Raw genomic sequence first — 15269 nt, forward strand, 5'->3', positions numbered from 1 at the left:
GCCTAGGCTCGATTCGCAGGAACGGTGACGACGAACTGCGGGAGCACAGATGCCGGAAGTGACGATTGTCCTGGTTCACGGAGCCTGGGCGGACGGTTCGAGCTGGAACCCGGTCGCGCGGGAACTGCGGAACCGCGGATTGTCGGTGCTCACGCCGCCGAATCTGTTGCGCGGGGTGAACACCGATGCGCCCTACGTGACCTCGTTCGTCAAGCAGCGCGTCAGTGGCCCCGTCGTCCTCGTGGGCCACTCGTACGGCGGCTTCGTCGTCACGAACGCCGCCGCCGGCGCCGGTGACGTGCGCGCCCTGGTCTACGTGGACGCGTTCATCCCCGACGCGGGGGAGACGGTGTTCCAGATCCTGGGTGGGTCGGGGTCCGCGCTCGACGTCCCGGATCCCACCACCGTCCTCGATCTCGCCGGATATCCGGGCGCGCCCGAGGGCGACGTCGAGGCCTTCCTCAAGCCCGCCACCGTCCACAACTCGTTCGCCCAGGATCTGCCCGAGGACGATCGGTGGCGGATCGTCGAGAGTCAGCGTCCGATCACGCTGGGTGCGAATGTCACGCCGGGAACGGAAACGGCGTGGAAATCGCTGCCGAGCTGGACCGTCGTGGGCACCGAGGACCTCGTCATCCCGCCCGGCACGCAGCGCCGGATGGCCGAGCGGGCGGGATCGACGATCACCGAGGCGCCCGGCTCGCACGTCTCGATGGTGTCGCACCCCCAGGTGACGATCGACGCGATCCTCGCCGCCGCGGAGAAGGCCGGCGGCTGAGCAGGACAGACAGCGCCCGGCTGTCCGGACGGAGACGATCGCCGTGCCGGTGAGCGGGGAGCGGGCCCGCTCGGCCGCCCGCGGGCGCCGTCCGGCGTCACGCTGATGAGCCGGGCCGCTCCGGCCCCGATACTGCGGGCTCCGACAGAAGGAGACCCGACACGATGCTCGCCATCGCCGCGGCGGTCCTGTTCCTCATCGCGCTGATCTTCGAGGTGTCCGGCTTCGTGATCAGCGTGTTCACCCCGACCGTGCTCCTCACGCTGGGAGCCATCTGCATCGCGCTGCACCTCGCCGGCATCGGCCACCGCCGGAGAGCGCCGTTGCGCTGACCCGGGGGCGGGCGCCCGCGGGCTGCTCACTTCCCGGTGAAGGTCGGCTTCTCCTTCGCCAGGAAGGCTTCGACGGCGTTGCGGTGGTCCTGCGTCTTCGCGAGGCGCGACTGGGCCGCCCCCTCGTGTTCGAGCACCGTCGGCAGCGACGACACCGTCCCCAGCGCGATCGCCGTCTTGATCTCCGCGTAGGCCGCGGTCGGGCCGGAGGCGAGCTTGCGGGCCAGGGCGAGCGCCTTGTCGTCGAGCTCCTCCGCGGCGACGACCTCGCGCACGACGCCCCAGTCGCGCGCGGACTCGGCGGTGAACGTGTCGCCGAGCATGAGCAGGTCGGTGGCCCGGGAGGCGCCGACGGCGTGGGCGAGCGTCGCGGAGAGCCCGGAGTCGCCGCCGAAGCCGATGCCGGCGAACGCCGTCGCGAACCGCACGCCGGCCGCGGCGAGGCGCAGGTCGCAGGCCAGCGCGAACCCGAGGCCGGCGCCGACGCAGGTGCCGCCGATCGCGGCGATCGCCGGCTTGGGCATCGTCGCGAGCGCCGAGGTGATGCGGTTGTAGTGCTCGGGCACGGTGCGCATGGCGTCCGGGTCGCCCGAGCGGAGGGTCTCGGCGTGCTCGCCGAGGTCCTGCCCGACGCAGAACGCGGGCCCGGCGGCGGCGAGCACCACGGCGCGCACGGCGTCGTCCTGGGCGACCTCCTCGAGGGCGTCGCGCAGCGCCACCTTGAGCTCGGTGGTCAGCGCGTTGCGACGGTCCGGGCGGTTCATCCGCACGACCGCCACGGCCGCCTGGTCGTCACGGGTCACCACGACCGCGTCGCTCGTCATCGAACGCACTCCTCTCCGGCCCCGGTTCCTCCGGGCGCGGGGATCATGCTGCCCTCCCTCCGGGGGTGGGGACAGGGGCAGGGTGTGGCCATGACGACGATCTCGACGCGGGTGACCGCGTTCTCCGAGCGCTACGGGCTCGAGGTCCCGATCCTCCAGGCGCCGATGGCGGGCGCGTGCCCGCCGGACCTGGCCGTGGCGGTCGCGGAGGCCGGTGGGATGGGTGCGTCCGGGGCGGTGCTCGACAGCCCGGCGAAGATCGGGGACTGGGTCCGGCGGTTCCGCGAGGGCTCGTCGGGCCCGCTGCAGATGAACCTGTGGATCCCCGACGCGCCGCCCGCCGGGGACGGCGGCGAGGCGGCCGCGCGCGGCTTCCTGGAGCGGTACGGCGCGCCCGGCGAGCCCGCCGGGCCGCCGCCGGTGTTCGCCGAGCAGGTCGACGCGCTGATCGCGGCCGGCCCGACCGTGATCTCGTCGATCATGGGCGTCTACGACGCGCCGACGGTCGAGCGCATTCACGCCGCGGGCATCGCCTGGTTCGCGTGCGCGACCGCGCTCGACGAGGCGCTGGCCGCGCAGGACGCGGGCGCGGACGTGGTGGTCGCCCAGGGCATCGAGGCCGGCGGGCACCGCGGGACGTTCGACCCCGTCGCCGCCGAGTCCACCGGTGTCGGGCTGCTCGCGCTCGTCCCGCAGCTCGCGGACGCGCTGACGGTGCCGGTCGTCGCCACCGGCGGGATCACCGACGGCCGCGGGGTCGCGGCCGCGCTGACCCTGGGGGCGAGCGCGGTGCAGGTCGGGTCGGCCTTCCTGCGCGCGCCGGAGACCGGGATCGACACGGACTGGTCGGCCGCGCTCGGCGCCGCCGCCCCCGAGAGCTCGGTCCTCACGCGGGCCTACTCGGGGCGACCCGGCCGCGCGCTGGCGACCCCGTACGTCCGGGCGTGGGTCGAGGCCGACGTGGCGCCGGCCCGGTACCCGGTGCAGCGCGCGCTGGTCGGGGAGTGGCGCCGCGGTCGGGCCGGCGGTGTCGACCCCGTGAACCAGTGGGCGGGGCAGGCCGCCCGGCTCGCGCGCCCGGAACCCGCCGGCGTGATCACCCGGGAGCTGTGGCACTCGGCGCGGGAGCTGCTCGGGCTCTGAAGCCGGACGGTCAGGGCACGCGGGCGACGAGCGTGATCACCGGCGGCCGGTAGGGCGCCATCACCGGGGCGACCGCGGCGACCGAGGCCCGTCGCAGCTCCGCCCGCTCGCCCTCGGGCAGCGCGGCCAGCCACGCGGCGACGTGGGCCTGGCCGAGGCGGTAGTCGACGAGGTCCTCCGCCCGCTCGACCCCGACGTCGGCGACGCGCTCGGTGACGACGACGTCGGCCAGACCGGCGGCATCGACGGCGTCGCGCATGGCCGTCACGTCCCCGAGCAGCGGCGCCTGCACCGTCGTGAGGTGCGCGTACCAATCGGGCGGCGTGAACCCGGCGTCGGCGACGACGGCGTCGATCCGGTCGCGCACCGAGCGATGCGTCGTCCCGGCCGCGGGCGACGTCGCGAGGACGGCGCCGCCGGGCCGCGTGACGCGGGCGAGCTCGCGCAGCGCGGCGGTCGGGTCGTCGACGTGGTTGAGCACGAACGCCGCGACCGCGTCGTCCACGCCGTCGTCACGCAGCGGGAGCGCCTCCAGGGCGCCGGCGGCCGAGGGCGGGCGGTGCGCGGCGTCCCAGGCGAGCATCGCGGGCGAGTAGTCGATCGCGACCGGGCGCGCCCCGGCCGCGCGCAGGGCCGTCGACGCCAGGCCCGTCCCGGCGCCGGCGTCGAGCACCCGACGGCCCGCCAGCGGGTGCGGGGCGGCGGCCACGAGCTGCGCCGCGAGCGGCCCGTAGACCCGCGCGGCCCCGGTCGCCCACCCCGGTGCCGCGTGCGCGTAGCGATCGACGGTCATGCCCTCACTGTTCCCTCAGAGACGCCACAGAGCTGCGTCACCCCCGGTCAGCAGAGTGATCTCCGTGAGGCGGCCGCCCCGATGGGCCGCCCGGACGCCGAGGAGATCGATCGATGGACTTCCGCCGCCTGCCGGTGCTCGCCGGACCGGTCCTGGCCGGGCTGCTGGTGCTCGGAGGGTGCGCCGGCGCCCCCGAGACGCCGGCCGCAGCACCCTCGCCCGCTGCCGTCTCCGCGCCCACCGGAGCCGGCGGGCAGGCGCCGTGCACCACGCGGCTGCGGCCCGGCGGCGCCACCGGTGGCGGCGGGCTGACCCTCACGCCCGAGGTCCAGGCCGAGATCGAGCGGCTGCGCCAGGTGCCGGGTGCGGGCGCGGAGGCGACGCCGCCGAACCCGGAGCTCGCGTCCCGCCTCGCGGAGGTCGGCGCCCGCGTCGAGCGCGCCGCCCAGCCCTGCGCGGACCGCTGACCGGGGCGAGGAGCCGCCCGGCAGAATCCGCGACCATGACCCACCCGTCCGCGCCGGACCTCCTGGTCGTCGACGACGACGCTGACGTCCGCGCGTCGCTCGAGCGCGGGCTGCGGCTGTCGGGCTTCGCGGTCCGCTCCGCGCAGGACGGCCCGGGCGCACTGCGGGCGGTGCACGAGCGTGTCCCGGACGCCGTGGTCCTCGACCTCGGGCTGCCGGGCATGGACGGGGTCGCCGTGGTGACCGCGCTGCGGGCCATGGACCACGACGTCCCCGTGTGCGTGCTCTCGGCGCGCGACACGGTCGACGATCGCGTCGTCGGGCTCGAGGCGGGTGCCGACGACTACATGGTCAAGCCGTTCGCGCTCACCGAGCTGGTCGCCCGGCTGCGGGCGCTCCTGCGGCGCGGGACCCGGGCGGCTCCCGCGGCGCCGACCGGGGGCAGCTCCGAGAGCGACGTCGTCGCGGCCGGGCCGCTGCGCATCGACCTCGCGCGCCGCACGGTGCACGTGGGCGAGCGGTCGGTCGAGCTGACCAAGCGCGAGTACGAGCTGCTCGTCGTGCTCGCCCGCAACGCCGACGTCGTGCTGACCCGCGAGCGGCTGCTCGAGCTGGTGTGGGGCTACGACTTCGCCACCGACACCAACGTCGTCGACGTCTTCGTCGGCTACCTGCGTCGCAAGCTGGAGGCCGACGGGACGCCCCGCCTCGTGCACACGGTGCGCGGGGTCGGGTTCGTGCTGCGGGAGAGCGGGTGAGACGCCGTTCGGCGGCGGGTGCACCCCGGCGCTCCGCGTCGCTGCGCCTGCGTGTCGCGCTCGCGTCGGGGCTCGCGTCCCTGGTGGTCGTCGTGCTCGTCGGCGTGCTGGCCTCGGTCCTGCTGACGCGCGAGCAGACCGACCGGCTCGACCGCAGCCTCGTGCTCGGCGCGCCCGAGGTGCTGGGGACGTTCGCGTCGACGCGTGCCGACGTGGCCGTCACCCTGCGCGGCCCGATGGGGACACGGCGGGTCAGTGGCCCCGAGCTGCCGGCCTCACCGCTGGGCATCCCGACCTCCGTGGAGGTCGGCGGCGTCCCGTACCGGATCCGCACCGCGCCCGGACCGACGCCCGGCGTGCTGGTCACGGTCGGGGCGACCGAGGACGACACCCGCGCGCGGGTGGCCGAACGCCGGCGACTGGTCACCGTGCTCGGTGTGGTGGCCGTGGCGCTCGCGGCGGGGCTCGGCTGGGTGTTCGCGGGACGCGCCGTGCGTCCCCTGGGCCGGCTGATCGCGCAGGCGGCGACGCTCGACCAGGCCGCGGCCGACCCGACCGAGCCGCCTCCGACCGTGCGCGCCGACGGGTCCCGCGAGTCCGAGGAGCTCGCCGAGGCGTTGTCGGCGATGCTCGCCCGCCTGCACGCCGAGCAGGAGCGCAGCACCGCCTCGTTGCACGCCGCCCGGGACTTCGCCGCGGCCGCCCGCCACGAGCTGCGCACACCGCTGACCGCGATGCGCACCGACCTCGAGGTGCTCCGGGCGCACCCCGACCTGCCCGAGCGCGACGAGGTGCTCGCCGACGTGCTGCGCGCCCAGGCCCGCGTCGAGGCGACGCTGTCCGCACTCGGCCAGCTCGCCGCCGGGGACCTGCCCGAGGCGACCGACCGGGACGCGATCGGGGTGGCCGACCTGCTGCGGCTGGCCGCCGAGGACGCACGGCGCGCGCACCCGGAGCTGGAGGTCGTGGTGGACGAGCCGGCGGCCGGGACGGCGGGTGCGGTCCGGGCCTCGCTCGAGGGGCTGCGGATGGCGCTGGCGAACACGGTGGTCAACGCCGTGCGGCACGGGGGTGCGGGGAGCGTGCGGCTCGGTGCGCACACCGGGGAGGACGGCGGGGTCGTGCTCACCGTGGACGACGACGGGCGGGGACTGCCCGCCGACGAGCGGGAGGCCGTGCTCGGGAGGTTCGTGCGGGGGAGCACCGCGGGCGCACCGGGCTCGGGGCTGGGTCTGGCGCTGGTCGCCCAGCAGGCGGCGCGGCACGGGGGGCAGGTACGTCTGGGGGAGTCGCCGACCGGGGGGCTGCACGTCAGCCTCGCGATCGGTCCGGATCGAGCTGGGTGACCAACCGGAGGTCCCACGCCTCGGGCCACGGCGTGGGCCGCCGGACCCGCTCGTAGATCCAGGCGGTGAACCCCTCAGCGACGAGGGCCCGCGCGAGCTCCACCAGCCCGGCCAGGTCGTCGGAATCGTGCTGCTCGTGGTCGTTGCGGGCCGGGGTGTGCAGCGGCCCGCGGAACCGCCGGGCGTCCAGCCGGTAGCGCCGGGGACCGCCCGGCCCGGGTAAGAGTCTGTCGTCGGTGTCGCGCATGTCGTCGACTGTAGCGGCGTCGGCGACATCAGCGACAGTGGTGTCAGCAAGGAAAGTGGCGGCACTGGCGTTGTCCACGTCTTTCGGACGACAGCGGCGACACCTAGGGTGACCGGCATGCCGCCGTCCGATCTGGTGTCGACGCCCGAGGCCGCCAAAGCGCTCGGGGTCAGCGCGCGCACCCTGCAGCGCTACGTGACGCAGGGCCTGGTCACCCCGGAGATCACGCTCCCGTCGGGGCAGTACCGGTGGAACGTGGCCAAGCTGCGCCGGCAGATCGGGATCGCCGAGGAGGGCTGAGCGAGCCGGCGGGCCGCTCCGCCGCCCCGAGCCGGCCGCCGATGTCGGTGGGCCCGTCTAGCGTCGACCCCGGTCACGACGAGGGGAAGACGCCATGATCGAGCGCGAAGCGGTGCCGTCCGGGCCGTTCCAGACCGAGCCGTTCGACCTCGGTCGGTTGCTCGGCGCCGGGGCCGCCGGCGACGAGGTCGTGCGCCGCAGCGAGCGCTGGCTCGTCGGCGTGCTCGGCGAGGCCGAGGTGGAGCTCGGCGCGGCCGACCGGGAGATCGCCGCGCTGCTCGCCGCCGACGGCTGGTCGGTGGCCCAGGTGGTCGGGGGCTGGGTGCGGCGTGCCGGGCGGGAGCCGGTGCCCGTCGCGCGCGAGCTGGTCGCGCCCGGCGTCACCCGCGTGGGCTGAGCAGCGCGAGCACGTCGCCGAGGCCGCGCTCGCGCTCCCGCTGCTCGCCGGCGAGCACGAACGCCCGCAGCCCGGCGGCCGCGGCGCCCCCGTCGCGGCGGGGGTTGTCGCCGACCATCAGCGTCCGGCGCGGGTCGACGCCCAGGCGCGCGCAGGCCGTGCGGAAGAGCTCCGGCGCGGGCTTCTCGAGCCCCTCCTCGCAGGAGAGCACCCAGGTGCCGACGAGCCCGTCGAGGCCGGCGGCCCGGGCGTGGCCGCGGATGTCCCAGCCGATGTCGCTGACGACGCCGACCGGGACGCCCCGGTCGGCGAGGGCCTGCAGGAAGGGGCCGGTGTCGGGGTAGGGCACCCACGAGTCCTCGGCGACCACGCGCGCCTGGGCGGCGGACTCGATGCCCTGCAGGTACGCCACCCGCGAGAACCACGCCAGCATCGCGCGGCGGTGGGCGTCGGCGTCGAGGTCGCGGCCCTCCTGCGCGGCGGCGACCTCGGGCTCGGCGGCCGCGGCGTCGAGGGCGGCGAGCACGGCCTCGGGGTCGTCGAGCGCGCGGCCGGTGTCGTCGGCGATCCGCCGCAGCCACTCGTCGGTCGGGATCATGCGGAACAGCGTGTTGCTGAAGTCGCAGAGCACCGCCTCGAGCGGCGGCATCGGCGCGGCCCGGTCCTCGGCGGACGGGCGGTAGGCGGCGGGGAGGTCGAACAGCGCGCGCACGCCGACATGATCGCCCTCGTCGGGGGCGGGGCTCGCGGGCGGGGCTCGCGGGCGGTTACGGCGTGCTGCGTGGAGATCAGGAGCGTCGTGGTGCACCGCCGGCGCGTGCGAGCGGTGGATGACGACGCCCGTGATCTTCGGGGCGGAGGCGGCGAGGCGCGCCGCGTCGGGTGGTGCCGGCGCGCCGGGACGAGCGAAGGGCCCCCTCGGTCGATCTAGTCGACCGAAGGGGCCCTTCGCTCAGTTCGGGGACGCGAGCCGTCCCCCCTTGCGGTTCCGGCGAAGGGCTCCCCTCGCCCGTCTACGCGAGCGAAGGGGCCCTTCGGTCGGGAACCGTCAGGCCGTCGACGCCGGGGTGCCGTCTTCCTCGACCACCGCGGGTTCGGCGAGGGCGCGCTCGCGGCGGGACGTGCGGACCGCGAACACGATGGCCCCGATCCAGAGCACCGCCAGCACGATCAGGATCGGGACCACGACGCTCGAGGGCACGTCGATGCCGTTCAGGAACGTGCGCGTGTTGGTGATGATGATCAGGCCGCCGGCGGCGGTGCCCAGGACCCGGGCGGGCAGCAGGCGGACGATGTAGGCCGCGAACGGGGCCGCGATGACGCCGCCGACCATCAGGGCCAGCACGACCGTGAAGTCGATCTCCTCCTGCCCCAGCGCGAACAGGAAGCCGATGCTGGCGGCGAGGGCGACGACGAACTCGGAGGTGTCGACGGAACCGACGACCTTGCGCGGCTCGAGACGCCCCGAGGCGAGCAGACTCGACGTCGCCACCGGGCCCCACCCGCCGCCACCGGAGGCGTCGAGGAAGCCGGCGACCAGCCCGAGCGGGCCGAGGAACTTGCCGCCGGGGCGCGGGCCCGACACCACACGCTTGGCGATCGCCCTGGAGCTGAACCGCAGCAGCACGTAGACGCCGAGCAGGAGCAGGACGAGCGCCATGTAGGGCTCGGCGTCCTCGGTGAGGTTGACGAGCACGTAGGCACCGAGCACCGCGCCGATCGCGCCGGGCAGCGCGAGGATGCCGACGACGCGCCAGTCGACGTTGCCGAAGCGCCAGTGCGACGCACCGGACGCCAGCGTGGTGCCGACCTCGGCGAGGTGGACGGAGGCGGAGGCGATGGCGGGCGCCGTGCCCGCCGCGAGCAGGACCGACGTCGAGGTGACGCCGTAGGCCATGCCCAGCGAGCCGTCGACCAGCTGGGCGATCAGGCCCGCGAGGGCGAAGAGCAGGAACGCGCGCACAGGGGATTCCTCGGGAGGTGGCGGGAGCGAGCCCGCGCGCCCGCGTTCCGGGGCACGTCAGGACCCGGCCGGGGTGCGGACCCGCGACCGGACGAGAGGTGGACGGTCAGCGGCGGGGCGTGCGACACCCGGCCGAGGAGACGCGGAGGAGATCCACGTGCGCACGGCGCACCAGGACGACCCCCGCCTCGGACATGGGACTCATGGTCACACGTCGGCGTGACAACCGACAGCGATCGTCCTCACCGCAGTGACGGTCGCCACACCGACGGGACGCTCAGCCGGGTACGCCGGGCTGGGCCGGCTGCGCCGGCGCGGGCTGTGCCGGCTGTGCGGGCTGACCCGGCTGTGCGGGCTGACCCGGCTGGCCCGGCGCCTGGGCCGCCCCGGGCACCGTCTGCACCGTCGCCCCCGGCGCCACCTGCACCGTCGCGCCGGGCTGGACCTGCACGACGATCGGGCCGGATGCGCCGCGCCCACCCCGCTCCTCACCGCGCGGCGGCCCACCAGGCCCACCAGGCCCACCGGGCCCCCCGGGTCCACCGTGCGGGCCGCGCCCCTCGGCGCTCGTCCCCGGCCCACCCCGGGGCCCGTCACCGCGCGGACCGCCGCCCACCGTGGCCGCCAGCACCGCGCCCGTGAGCAGCACGCCGATCACCAGACCGACGACGCCGGCCACGACGACCGCGGTGCGCCGCGTCCAGCCGGACGGGCGGGTGGTCCGCTGCCACCGGGTGGGAGGCCCCGAGGGGTTCCCGGACGTCGGCCGGGTCGGGGGGTCCTGCTCGGGCACGCCGGACTGCGGGTCCTGATCGCTCATCGTCGGTGTCTCCACTCCTGGTCGGGGACCACCGACGATGGGCACGGCGCCTGAACCGGACCTGAATCCCGTGAGAGCCGGCCGGGTCTTCAGCGACGGTTCAGGACCGGCGGGCCAGGATCCGGGCGTGACCGGGACCTGGGGCACGGCGGCACGCGTGGTCGTCGTCGAGGACGAGGCGGCGATCCGCGAGTCGGTGGTGGACGCGCTCGCCGACGCGGGTTTTCGCGTGGTCGGGCGCGACGACGGCGCCGGGCTCGAGGAGCTGCTCGACGGCTTCCGCCCCGACCTCGTCGTCCTCGATGTGATGCTGCCCGGCCGCGACGGGTTCGCGCTGCTCGACGTGGTGCGGGCCCGCAGCGACGCCGGCCTCGTGCTCCTCACCGCCCGCGACGCCCTCGCCGACCGCCTGCACGGCCTCGACGGCGGCGCCGACGACTACGTCGTCAAACCGTTCCTGCTCGCCGAGCTCGTGTCGCGGGTGCGCGCGGTGCTGCGACGGCGCGGTCGGGTGCCGACGGCGATGACGATCGGCGACCTCGTCGTCGACGACGAGGCGGGCACCGCCACGCGGGCCGGCGCCGTCCTCGACCTCACCGCCACCGAGCTGCGCCTGCTGCGCTATCTCGCCGAGCAGCGCGGGCGGACCGTCACGAAGAACCAGATCCTCACGCAGGTGTGGGGCTACGACGCGTACGACCCGAATCTCGTCGAGGTCCACGTGTCGGCGCTGCGCCGCAAGCTCGAGGCGCACGGGCCCCGGATCGTCCACACCGTGCGCGGCCTGGGCTACGCCCTCAAGCCGGGGGAGGGGGCGTGACCGGGAGCCTGCGCGAGCGCTGGACCTCCGGGCGCTCGCTGCGGTTCCGTGTCACCGCGCTCGTGCTGCTCGTCGTGGCGCTGGCGCTGGTCGTCATCGGCGTCGCCGTCGACCTCTCCCTCGACGCGCAGCTGCGCCGCGACCAGCAGAGCCGCCTCGACGACCGCGCGGCCCGCGCCGGACTGCTCGTCGCGTCGGGGACCACCGGCACCGCGCTGGTCGACGCCGTCGACGGCCAGGGCATCCGCGCGGTCCTGCTCGACGCGTCGGGCCGGCGCGTCGTGGCCCCCGCCGACGACCCGGGCCCGCCCGGCCGTCCACCGCGGGCGGGTCCCGGCCACGGACGCCCGGGCGGCCCGGACCTCGCGCGCACGGTGACCGTCCCCGACGGCACGCGGCTCCTCCTCAGCGTCGTGCCCGGCGAGAACGACGCGGTGCTCGCGCGCCTGCGCGTGGTGATGACCGGCGTCGGGGCGATCGGTCTCGGGGTCGTCGCGGTCGCGCTGCTCGCCGTGGTGCGGGTGGCGCTGCGCCCGCTCGACGACATGACGGAGCTCGCCAACGACATCGCCGCCGGCGACCGCGGCCGGCGCCTGCACCCCGAGCGCACCGACACCGAGCTCGGGCGCACCGCCGCCGCCTTCGACGGGATGCTCGACGCGCTGGAGACCGCGCAGGTCCGCGCGGAGGACGCGGCCGCCGAGGCGCAGCGGTCCGAGGCGCGCACCCGGCGCTTCCTCTCCGACGCCGCCCACGAGCTGCGCACCCCGGTGACCGGCGTGCAGACCCTGGCGGAGTCGCTGGTCCGCCACCCCGACGCCGACCTCGCCCGGCGCGAGCGGATCGCCACCACGCTCGTGCGCGAGACCCGGCGCGCCGGCGCGCTCGTCGCCGACATGCTCGAGCTCGCCCGCATCGAGGACGGCGCCCCGCTGGAGCGGCGCGAGGTCGACCTCGCCGAGCTCGCCGCGGCCGAGGCCGAGCGCACGGCCCTGCTCGCGCCGGCGCTGACGGTGCGGGTCGAAGGGCCGCCGACCCGCGTGTGGGCCGACCCGTCGCGGGTCGCCCAGATCCTCGCGAACCTCCTCGAGAACGCCCGCCGTCACGGCCCGGCCGGAGGCACCGTGCGCCTCGAGGTCGGCACCGACGGGGACCAGGGGCGGCTCGACGTCGTCGACGACGGGCCCGGTATCCCGGAGCAGGACCGGGAGCGGGTGTTCGACCGGCTCGTCCGCCTCGACGACGCCCGCACCCGCGACGCCGGCGGCGCCGGGCTCGGCCTGCCGATCGCCCGGGCGCTGGCCCGTGCCCACGGCGGCGAGCTGCGGGCCGTGGACAACGACACCGTGCACAACGACACCGTGGACAACGACACCATGGACAAAGACACAGTGGCGAACGACCGCGGCGCCCGCCTGCGCCTCACGCTCCCGCTCAGCCCGTGACGACCAGAGCCGTCGCGTTGTCGCCGGTCCCGGCGGCCGCGGCGATGCCGACGATCCGCTCGGCGCGCTCCGCGGCGCTCCCGCCACCGGCGAGCGCCGCCGCCAGGTCCGGCGTCGCGACGCTGCGGTGCACGCCGTCGCTGACGAGCAGGAGCGTGCCCGGGTCGTCGACCACGGCGACGCCGACCTCCTGCGGGCGCGCGGTGCGGGTGCTCACCGTGAGCACGTGCTCGAGGCGCGGGTGCACGGTCAGGCCGCGGGCCCGCAGCGCCGCGGCGACGGTGTGGTCGGCGGTCAGGCTGCGCAGCGAGCGCCCGTCCCAGGCCAGCGCCCGGCAGTCGCCGACCCAGGCGAGGCGCCAGCGCGGGTCGTCGGCACCGGGACCGAGGGCGATGACGGCCGCCGCGTCGCCCGGGACGAGGTCGTGGGCGCTCGTGAGGAGGTCGTGGGCGGCGAGCACGGCGACGTCGGGGCGGCCCTCGAGCGCGGCGACCCGCACGGCGTGGTCGGCGACGAGCCGGGCCGCGAACCCCGCGGCCGCCGAGTCGCCCACGCCGTCGGCGACGGCGACGGCGAGGCGCCCGGTCGCAGATCGGTAGGACGTGGCCGCGTCCGCCTGGTGGCGCCGCGGGCCCTGTCGCGAGGCCCACCCCTCGGGCCGGTCGTCGTGCGAGGGGCGGTCGACGGTGGCGGCGGCGTTCACGGCGTCCTCCTCGCTGGGCCGGACCCCTCGCGGCGTCCTGGTCCCAGGCTCGGCGCCGACCCTGTTCTCCGGCTGTGAGAAGCGTGAGGACTGTGGCGACATCATGAGATAGCTCTGATGGAGTAGTGATGCCTCTTGTTCGTCGCTCTCCGTGTTCTATGCTCTGCTTCACCCGCCGAGGAGCACGCCGCGCTCCGAAGGGGTCCCCTCGACTCGCGATCCCAGGAGTTCCCCATGTCGCAGCAGGCTCCGCCGCCCCCCGCCGGCTACCCGTACCCCCCGATGCCGCAGGGGCCGGCCGGGATGCCCTACGGCGGCCCACCCTCCGCTCCGGGATACGGCGGTTACGCTCCGCCACCGCCCGCGCCGAAGAGCAAGGTGCCGAAGATCATCGGCATCGTCGTCGGCGTGCTCGTCGCGCTCGCGGTGGGCGGCTTCGCGCTCCTGGTCGCGTTCGGCAACCCGGTGGTGACCGCCGACCAGGTCGAGGCGCAGATCGCCCAGCAGTACGAGGTCGCCCCGAGCCAGGTCAGCTGCCCCTCGTCGCTCGAGGGCGAGGTCGGCGCGACGATCACGTGCACCGGCACCGACGCGGGGCAGACCACGACGCTCCTGGTGCAGGTCACCAGCGTCGAGGGCGAGACGGTGAAGTTCAGCATCACTCCGCAGTGACCCTCGCAGTGACACACGCCCTGCACACGGACGCTGACCCACGGTCATCATGACCGCATGACGCCGCCGTCCCCATCGCGCCCGTGAGCGCGGCGGGGACGGCGGCGCTCGTCGTGGGCCCGGTCCTGCTCGGCGCGGTCACCCAGCGCACGACCGGGCTGGGCCTCGCGCTGGTCGGGGGCCCGTTCCTCGTGGCGATCCTGGGCCCGCGCGACGGGGTGTCGTTCGGCAACGCGCTGCAGGTCGTGCTGTGCCTGATCGTCCTCGTCCGGACGCACCGGGGTGTGGACGTGCGGGCGGCCGGCCTGCTGCTGGCCGGCGCGGTCGTCGCCGTGCCGCTCGGCGCGCTCGTCGTCGACGCCCTGCCCGAGGGGCCGCTGCTGGTCGTGGTGGGCCTGCTCGCGCTGGGCGCCGTCGCGCTCTCGCTGGTGCCACGGCTCGGGGCCTGGCTCGACGGCACGCCGGGCGCGGTGGGCGCGGGCGCCGTCGCCGGCTTCGTCAACGTCACCGCCGGGGTCGGCGGCCCCGCGCTGTCGGCCTTCGCGCTGGCGCGGCGCTGGAGCATCGAGGTCTTCGTCCCGACCGCCCAGGTCGTCCTGCTGGTCGTCAACCTCGTCGCGCTCGTGAGCAAGGGCGTGCCGTCGCTCGGCGGTGTCGTCTGGGGCACCGGGCTCGCCGGGATCGCGGTGGGCGTGGTGCTCGGCGACGTCGTGCACCGGCGCCTCTCGGCGGAGACGGCCCGCCGGGCCGTCGTCGTGCTCGCCCTCGTCGGGGCACTCGCCACGGTCGTCCGGGGGCTGCTGGTGCTCTGAACGGACCCACTCCGGCGGGTGATCACGTGATCGCCCACGGTGGACAGCCCCGACGATCACGGGCACAGTGATGGGAGCCACCCGCAGCTTCACCCCTTCGAGGCCCGCGGACGACGCCTTGTTGGAGAGGTGGCTCCCGCCATGATGGCGCCCCGTACCGACGGTCACGACGCGCCCCTGCGCTCGTTCCCCGTCCTCGACGGCGACGGACGACTCGTCCCCGACGGCTCCCTGGTCGCGGACCTCACCGTCGCCCCCACGCAGCCCCGCCGCGGACTCGTGCTCGTGCGCGTCCTCGGCGAGGTCGACATGCTCACCGCCCGCCACCTGCGCGACGTCCTCGACGGGGCGATCGCCGCGGTCGCCGCGGAACGCGACGGCGGGTCCGACGGCACCCCGGTCGGCGATCCGCCGTCGGTGGTCTGCGACCTCGAGGGCGTCACGTTCCTCGGGGCCTCCGGCCTCGACACGTTCGCCGCGGTGCACGAGACCGCCGTCGAGCGCGGCGTGCACCTGGTGCTCGTCGCCGCACACCGCACGGTGGTGCGCCCGCTGCACCTCACCGCGCTCGACCGCCGGCTGACGGTCACGGCGGCGCACCCGGCGGTCGGGCGCCACGTCCTCGCCGGCCGGGACACGCGGTGACCGC

20 protein-coding genes are annotated in these 15269 nt (G+C 76.0%); 13 read left to right on the top strand and 7 right to left on the bottom strand.

Annotated features, from left to right (window positions below; translation table 11 throughout):
- Positions 1 to 49: 49 nt before the first annotated feature.
- On the top strand, positions 50 to 778 hold the full coding sequence (locus WCD58_RS28255) for an alpha/beta fold hydrolase (protein WP_337706452.1): 729 nt from the start codon (positions 50 to 52) through the stop codon (positions 776 to 778).
- A 164-nt stretch (positions 779 to 942) separates the two neighbouring features.
- Positions 943 to 1110: a hypothetical protein gene (locus tag WCD58_RS28260; protein WP_337706453.1), complete on the top strand. Its 168-nt coding sequence runs from the start codon at positions 943 to 945 to the stop codon at positions 1108 to 1110.
- A 26-nt stretch (positions 1111 to 1136) separates the two neighbouring features.
- Here WCD58_RS28260 and WCD58_RS28265 read toward each other — a convergent pair whose 3' ends face one another.
- A complete protein-coding gene (locus WCD58_RS28265) occupies positions 1137 to 1934 on the bottom strand; it encodes an enoyl-CoA hydratase/isomerase family protein (RefSeq protein ID WP_337706454.1) in 798 nt (265 codons plus the stop codon).
- Positions 1935 to 2024: 90 nt separating this feature from the next.
- Between WCD58_RS28265 and WCD58_RS28270 the strand changes: the two genes are divergently transcribed.
- Positions 2025 to 3077: an NAD(P)H-dependent flavin oxidoreductase gene (locus WCD58_RS28270; protein WP_337706455.1), complete on the top strand. Its 1053-nt coding sequence runs from the start codon at positions 2025 to 2027 to the stop codon at positions 3075 to 3077.
- A 10-nt stretch (positions 3078 to 3087) separates the two neighbouring features.
- Here the strand turns inward: WCD58_RS28270 and WCD58_RS28275 are convergent, their stop codons facing one another.
- Positions 3088 to 3870, bottom strand: coding sequence for a class I SAM-dependent methyltransferase (locus WCD58_RS28275; RefSeq protein WP_337706456.1), 783 nt, complete (start codon positions 3868 to 3870; stop codon positions 3088 to 3090).
- A 113-nt stretch (positions 3871 to 3983) separates the two neighbouring features.
- Here WCD58_RS28275 and WCD58_RS28280 point away from each other — a divergent pair, with 113 nt between their 5' ends.
- The 3 genes from WCD58_RS28280 to WCD58_RS28290 are packed head-to-tail and all read left to right on the top strand — an operon-like array spanning position 3984 to position 6441.
- Positions 3984 to 4337: a hypothetical protein gene (locus tag WCD58_RS28280; protein WP_337706457.1), complete on the top strand. Its 354-nt coding sequence runs from the start codon at positions 3984 to 3986 to the stop codon at positions 4335 to 4337.
- Positions 4338 to 4372: 35 nt separating this feature from the next.
- Complete coding sequence (locus WCD58_RS28285; RefSeq protein WP_337706458.1) at positions 4373 to 5095, top strand: response regulator transcription factor; 723 nt, start codon at positions 4373 to 4375, stop codon at positions 5093 to 5095.
- Positions 5092 to 6441, top strand: a complete 1350-nt coding sequence (locus WCD58_RS28290) for a sensor histidine kinase (protein ID WP_337706459.1) — start codon at positions 5092 to 5094, stop codon at positions 6439 to 6441. The genes WCD58_RS28285 and WCD58_RS28290 overlap by 4 nt, the downstream gene beginning before the upstream one ends.
- On the opposite strand, the gene WCD58_RS28295 is transcribed toward WCD58_RS28290, so the two are convergent.
- Positions 6407 to 6688, bottom strand: a complete 282-nt coding sequence (locus WCD58_RS28295) for a hypothetical protein (RefSeq protein WP_337706460.1) — start codon at positions 6686 to 6688, stop codon at positions 6407 to 6409. The two genes, WCD58_RS28290 and WCD58_RS28295, sit on opposite strands and share 35 nt — an antisense overlap.
- A gap of 117 nt (positions 6689 to 6805) precedes the next feature.
- On the opposite strand from WCD58_RS28295, the gene WCD58_RS28300 reads away from it, so the two are divergent.
- Both WCD58_RS28300 and WCD58_RS28305 read left to right on the top strand, forming a co-directional pair.
- Positions 6806 to 6988: a MerR family DNA-binding transcriptional regulator gene (locus WCD58_RS28300; protein ID WP_337706461.1), complete on the top strand. Its 183-nt coding sequence runs from the start codon at positions 6806 to 6808 to the stop codon at positions 6986 to 6988.
- A 94-nt stretch (positions 6989 to 7082) separates the two neighbouring features.
- Entirely contained in the window at positions 7083 to 7385 is a 303-nt protein-coding gene (locus WCD58_RS28305; protein ID WP_337706462.1) for a hypothetical protein, read from the top strand.
- Here the strand turns inward: WCD58_RS28305 and WCD58_RS28310 are convergent.
- The 3 genes from WCD58_RS28310 to WCD58_RS28320 all read right to left on the bottom strand — a co-directional run bounded on the left by WCD58_RS28310 (position 7369) and on the right by WCD58_RS28320 (position 10168).
- Entirely contained in the window at positions 7369 to 8097 is a 729-nt protein-coding gene (locus WCD58_RS28310) for an HAD family hydrolase (protein WP_337706463.1), read from the bottom strand. The genes WCD58_RS28305 and WCD58_RS28310 overlap by 17 nt on opposite strands.
- A gap of 336 nt (positions 8098 to 8433) precedes the next feature.
- Positions 8434 to 9348 carry a sulfite exporter TauE/SafE family protein gene (locus WCD58_RS28315; RefSeq protein WP_337706464.1) on the bottom strand — a complete coding sequence of 305 codons (915 nt, stop codon included), beginning with the start codon at positions 9346 to 9348 and terminating at the stop codon, positions 8434 to 8436.
- 277 nt (positions 9349 to 9625) lie between these two features.
- Entirely contained in the window at positions 9626 to 10168 is a 543-nt protein-coding gene (locus tag WCD58_RS28320; RefSeq protein WP_337706465.1) for a hypothetical protein, read from the bottom strand.
- A 127-nt stretch (positions 10169 to 10295) separates the two neighbouring features.
- On the opposite strand from WCD58_RS28320, the gene WCD58_RS28325 reads away from it, so the two are divergent.
- Positions 10296 to 10988: a response regulator transcription factor gene (locus WCD58_RS28325; RefSeq protein ID WP_337706466.1), complete on the top strand. Its 693-nt coding sequence runs from the start codon at positions 10296 to 10298 to the stop codon at positions 10986 to 10988.
- A complete protein-coding gene (locus WCD58_RS28330; RefSeq protein ID WP_337706467.1) occupies positions 10985 to 12433 on the top strand; it encodes a sensor histidine kinase in 1449 nt (482 codons plus the stop codon). The genes WCD58_RS28325 and WCD58_RS28330 overlap by 4 nt, the downstream gene beginning before the upstream one ends.
- On the opposite strand, the gene WCD58_RS28335 is transcribed toward WCD58_RS28330, so the two are convergent.
- Positions 12423 to 13136 (bottom strand): PP2C family protein-serine/threonine phosphatase, encoded by a 714-nt coding sequence (locus tag WCD58_RS28335; RefSeq protein WP_337706468.1) that lies wholly within the window; start codon positions 13134 to 13136, stop codon positions 12423 to 12425. The genes WCD58_RS28330 and WCD58_RS28335 overlap by 11 nt on opposite strands.
- Positions 13137 to 13370: 234 nt before the next feature.
- On the opposite strand from WCD58_RS28335, the gene WCD58_RS28340 reads away from it, so the two are divergent.
- From WCD58_RS28340 to WCD58_RS28350, 3 genes are all read left to right on the top strand, one after another.
- The gene (locus WCD58_RS28340; protein WP_337706469.1) at positions 13371 to 13808 is read left to right on the top strand and encodes a DUF4333 domain-containing protein; all 438 of its coding nucleotides are present in this window, start codon (positions 13371 to 13373) and stop codon (positions 13806 to 13808) included.
- Positions 13809 to 13891: 83 nt separating this feature from the next.
- A complete protein-coding gene (locus tag WCD58_RS28345; protein ID WP_337706470.1) occupies positions 13892 to 14620 on the top strand; it encodes a TSUP family transporter in 729 nt (242 codons plus the stop codon).
- 141 nt (positions 14621 to 14761) lie between these two features.
- Positions 14762 to 15265, top strand: a complete 504-nt coding sequence (locus WCD58_RS28350) for an STAS domain-containing protein (RefSeq protein ID WP_337706471.1) — start codon at positions 14762 to 14764, stop codon at positions 15263 to 15265.
- Positions 15266 to 15269 lie beyond the last annotated feature (4 nt).

It is taken from the genome of Actinomycetospora flava (genome assembly GCF_037400335.1).
GTDB classification, from domain to species: Bacteria; Actinomycetota; Actinomycetes; order Mycobacteriales; family Pseudonocardiaceae; genus Actinomycetospora; species Actinomycetospora flava.

Bases quoted from the DNA above. Each gene is read 5' to 3' on its own strand.
- WCD58_RS28255 (WP_337706452.1), top strand. From the start codon at position 50: ATGCCGGAAGTGACGATTGTCCTGGTTCACGGAGCCTGGGCGGACGGT.
- WCD58_RS28260 (WP_337706453.1), top strand. From the start codon at position 943: ATGCTCGCCATCGCCGCGGCGGTCCTGTTCCTCATCGCGCTGATCTTC.
- WCD58_RS28265 (WP_337706454.1), bottom strand. From the start codon at position 1,934: ATGACGAGCGACGCGGTCGTGGTGACCCGTGACGACCAGGCGGCCGTG.
- WCD58_RS28270 (WP_337706455.1), top strand. From the start codon at position 2,025: ATGACGACGATCTCGACGCGGGTGACCGCGTTCTCCGAGCGCTACGGG.
- WCD58_RS28275 (WP_337706456.1), bottom strand. From the start codon at position 3,870: ATGACCGTCGATCGCTACGCGCACGCGGCACCGGGGTGGGCGACCGGG.
- WCD58_RS28280 (WP_337706457.1), top strand. From the start codon at position 3,984: ATGGACTTCCGCCGCCTGCCGGTGCTCGCCGGACCGGTCCTGGCCGGG.
- WCD58_RS28285 (WP_337706458.1), top strand. From the start codon at position 4,373: ATGACCCACCCGTCCGCGCCGGACCTCCTGGTCGTCGACGACGACGCT.
- WCD58_RS28295 (WP_337706460.1), bottom strand. From the start codon at position 6,688: ATGCGCGACACCGACGACAGACTCTTACCCGGGCCGGGCGGTCCCCGG.
- WCD58_RS28300 (WP_337706461.1), top strand. From the start codon at position 6,806: ATGCCGCCGTCCGATCTGGTGTCGACGCCCGAGGCCGCCAAAGCGCTC.
- WCD58_RS28305 (WP_337706462.1), top strand. From the start codon at position 7,083: ATGATCGAGCGCGAAGCGGTGCCGTCCGGGCCGTTCCAGACCGAGCCG.
- WCD58_RS28320 (WP_337706465.1), bottom strand. From the start codon at position 10,168: ATGAGCGATCAGGACCCGCAGTCCGGCGTGCCCGAGCAGGACCCCCCG.
- WCD58_RS28340 (WP_337706469.1), top strand. From the start codon at position 13,371: ATGTCGCAGCAGGCTCCGCCGCCCCCCGCCGGCTACCCGTACCCCCCG.
- WCD58_RS28350 (WP_337706471.1), top strand. From the start codon at position 14,762: ATGATGGCGCCCCGTACCGACGGTCACGACGCGCCCCTGCGCTCGTTC.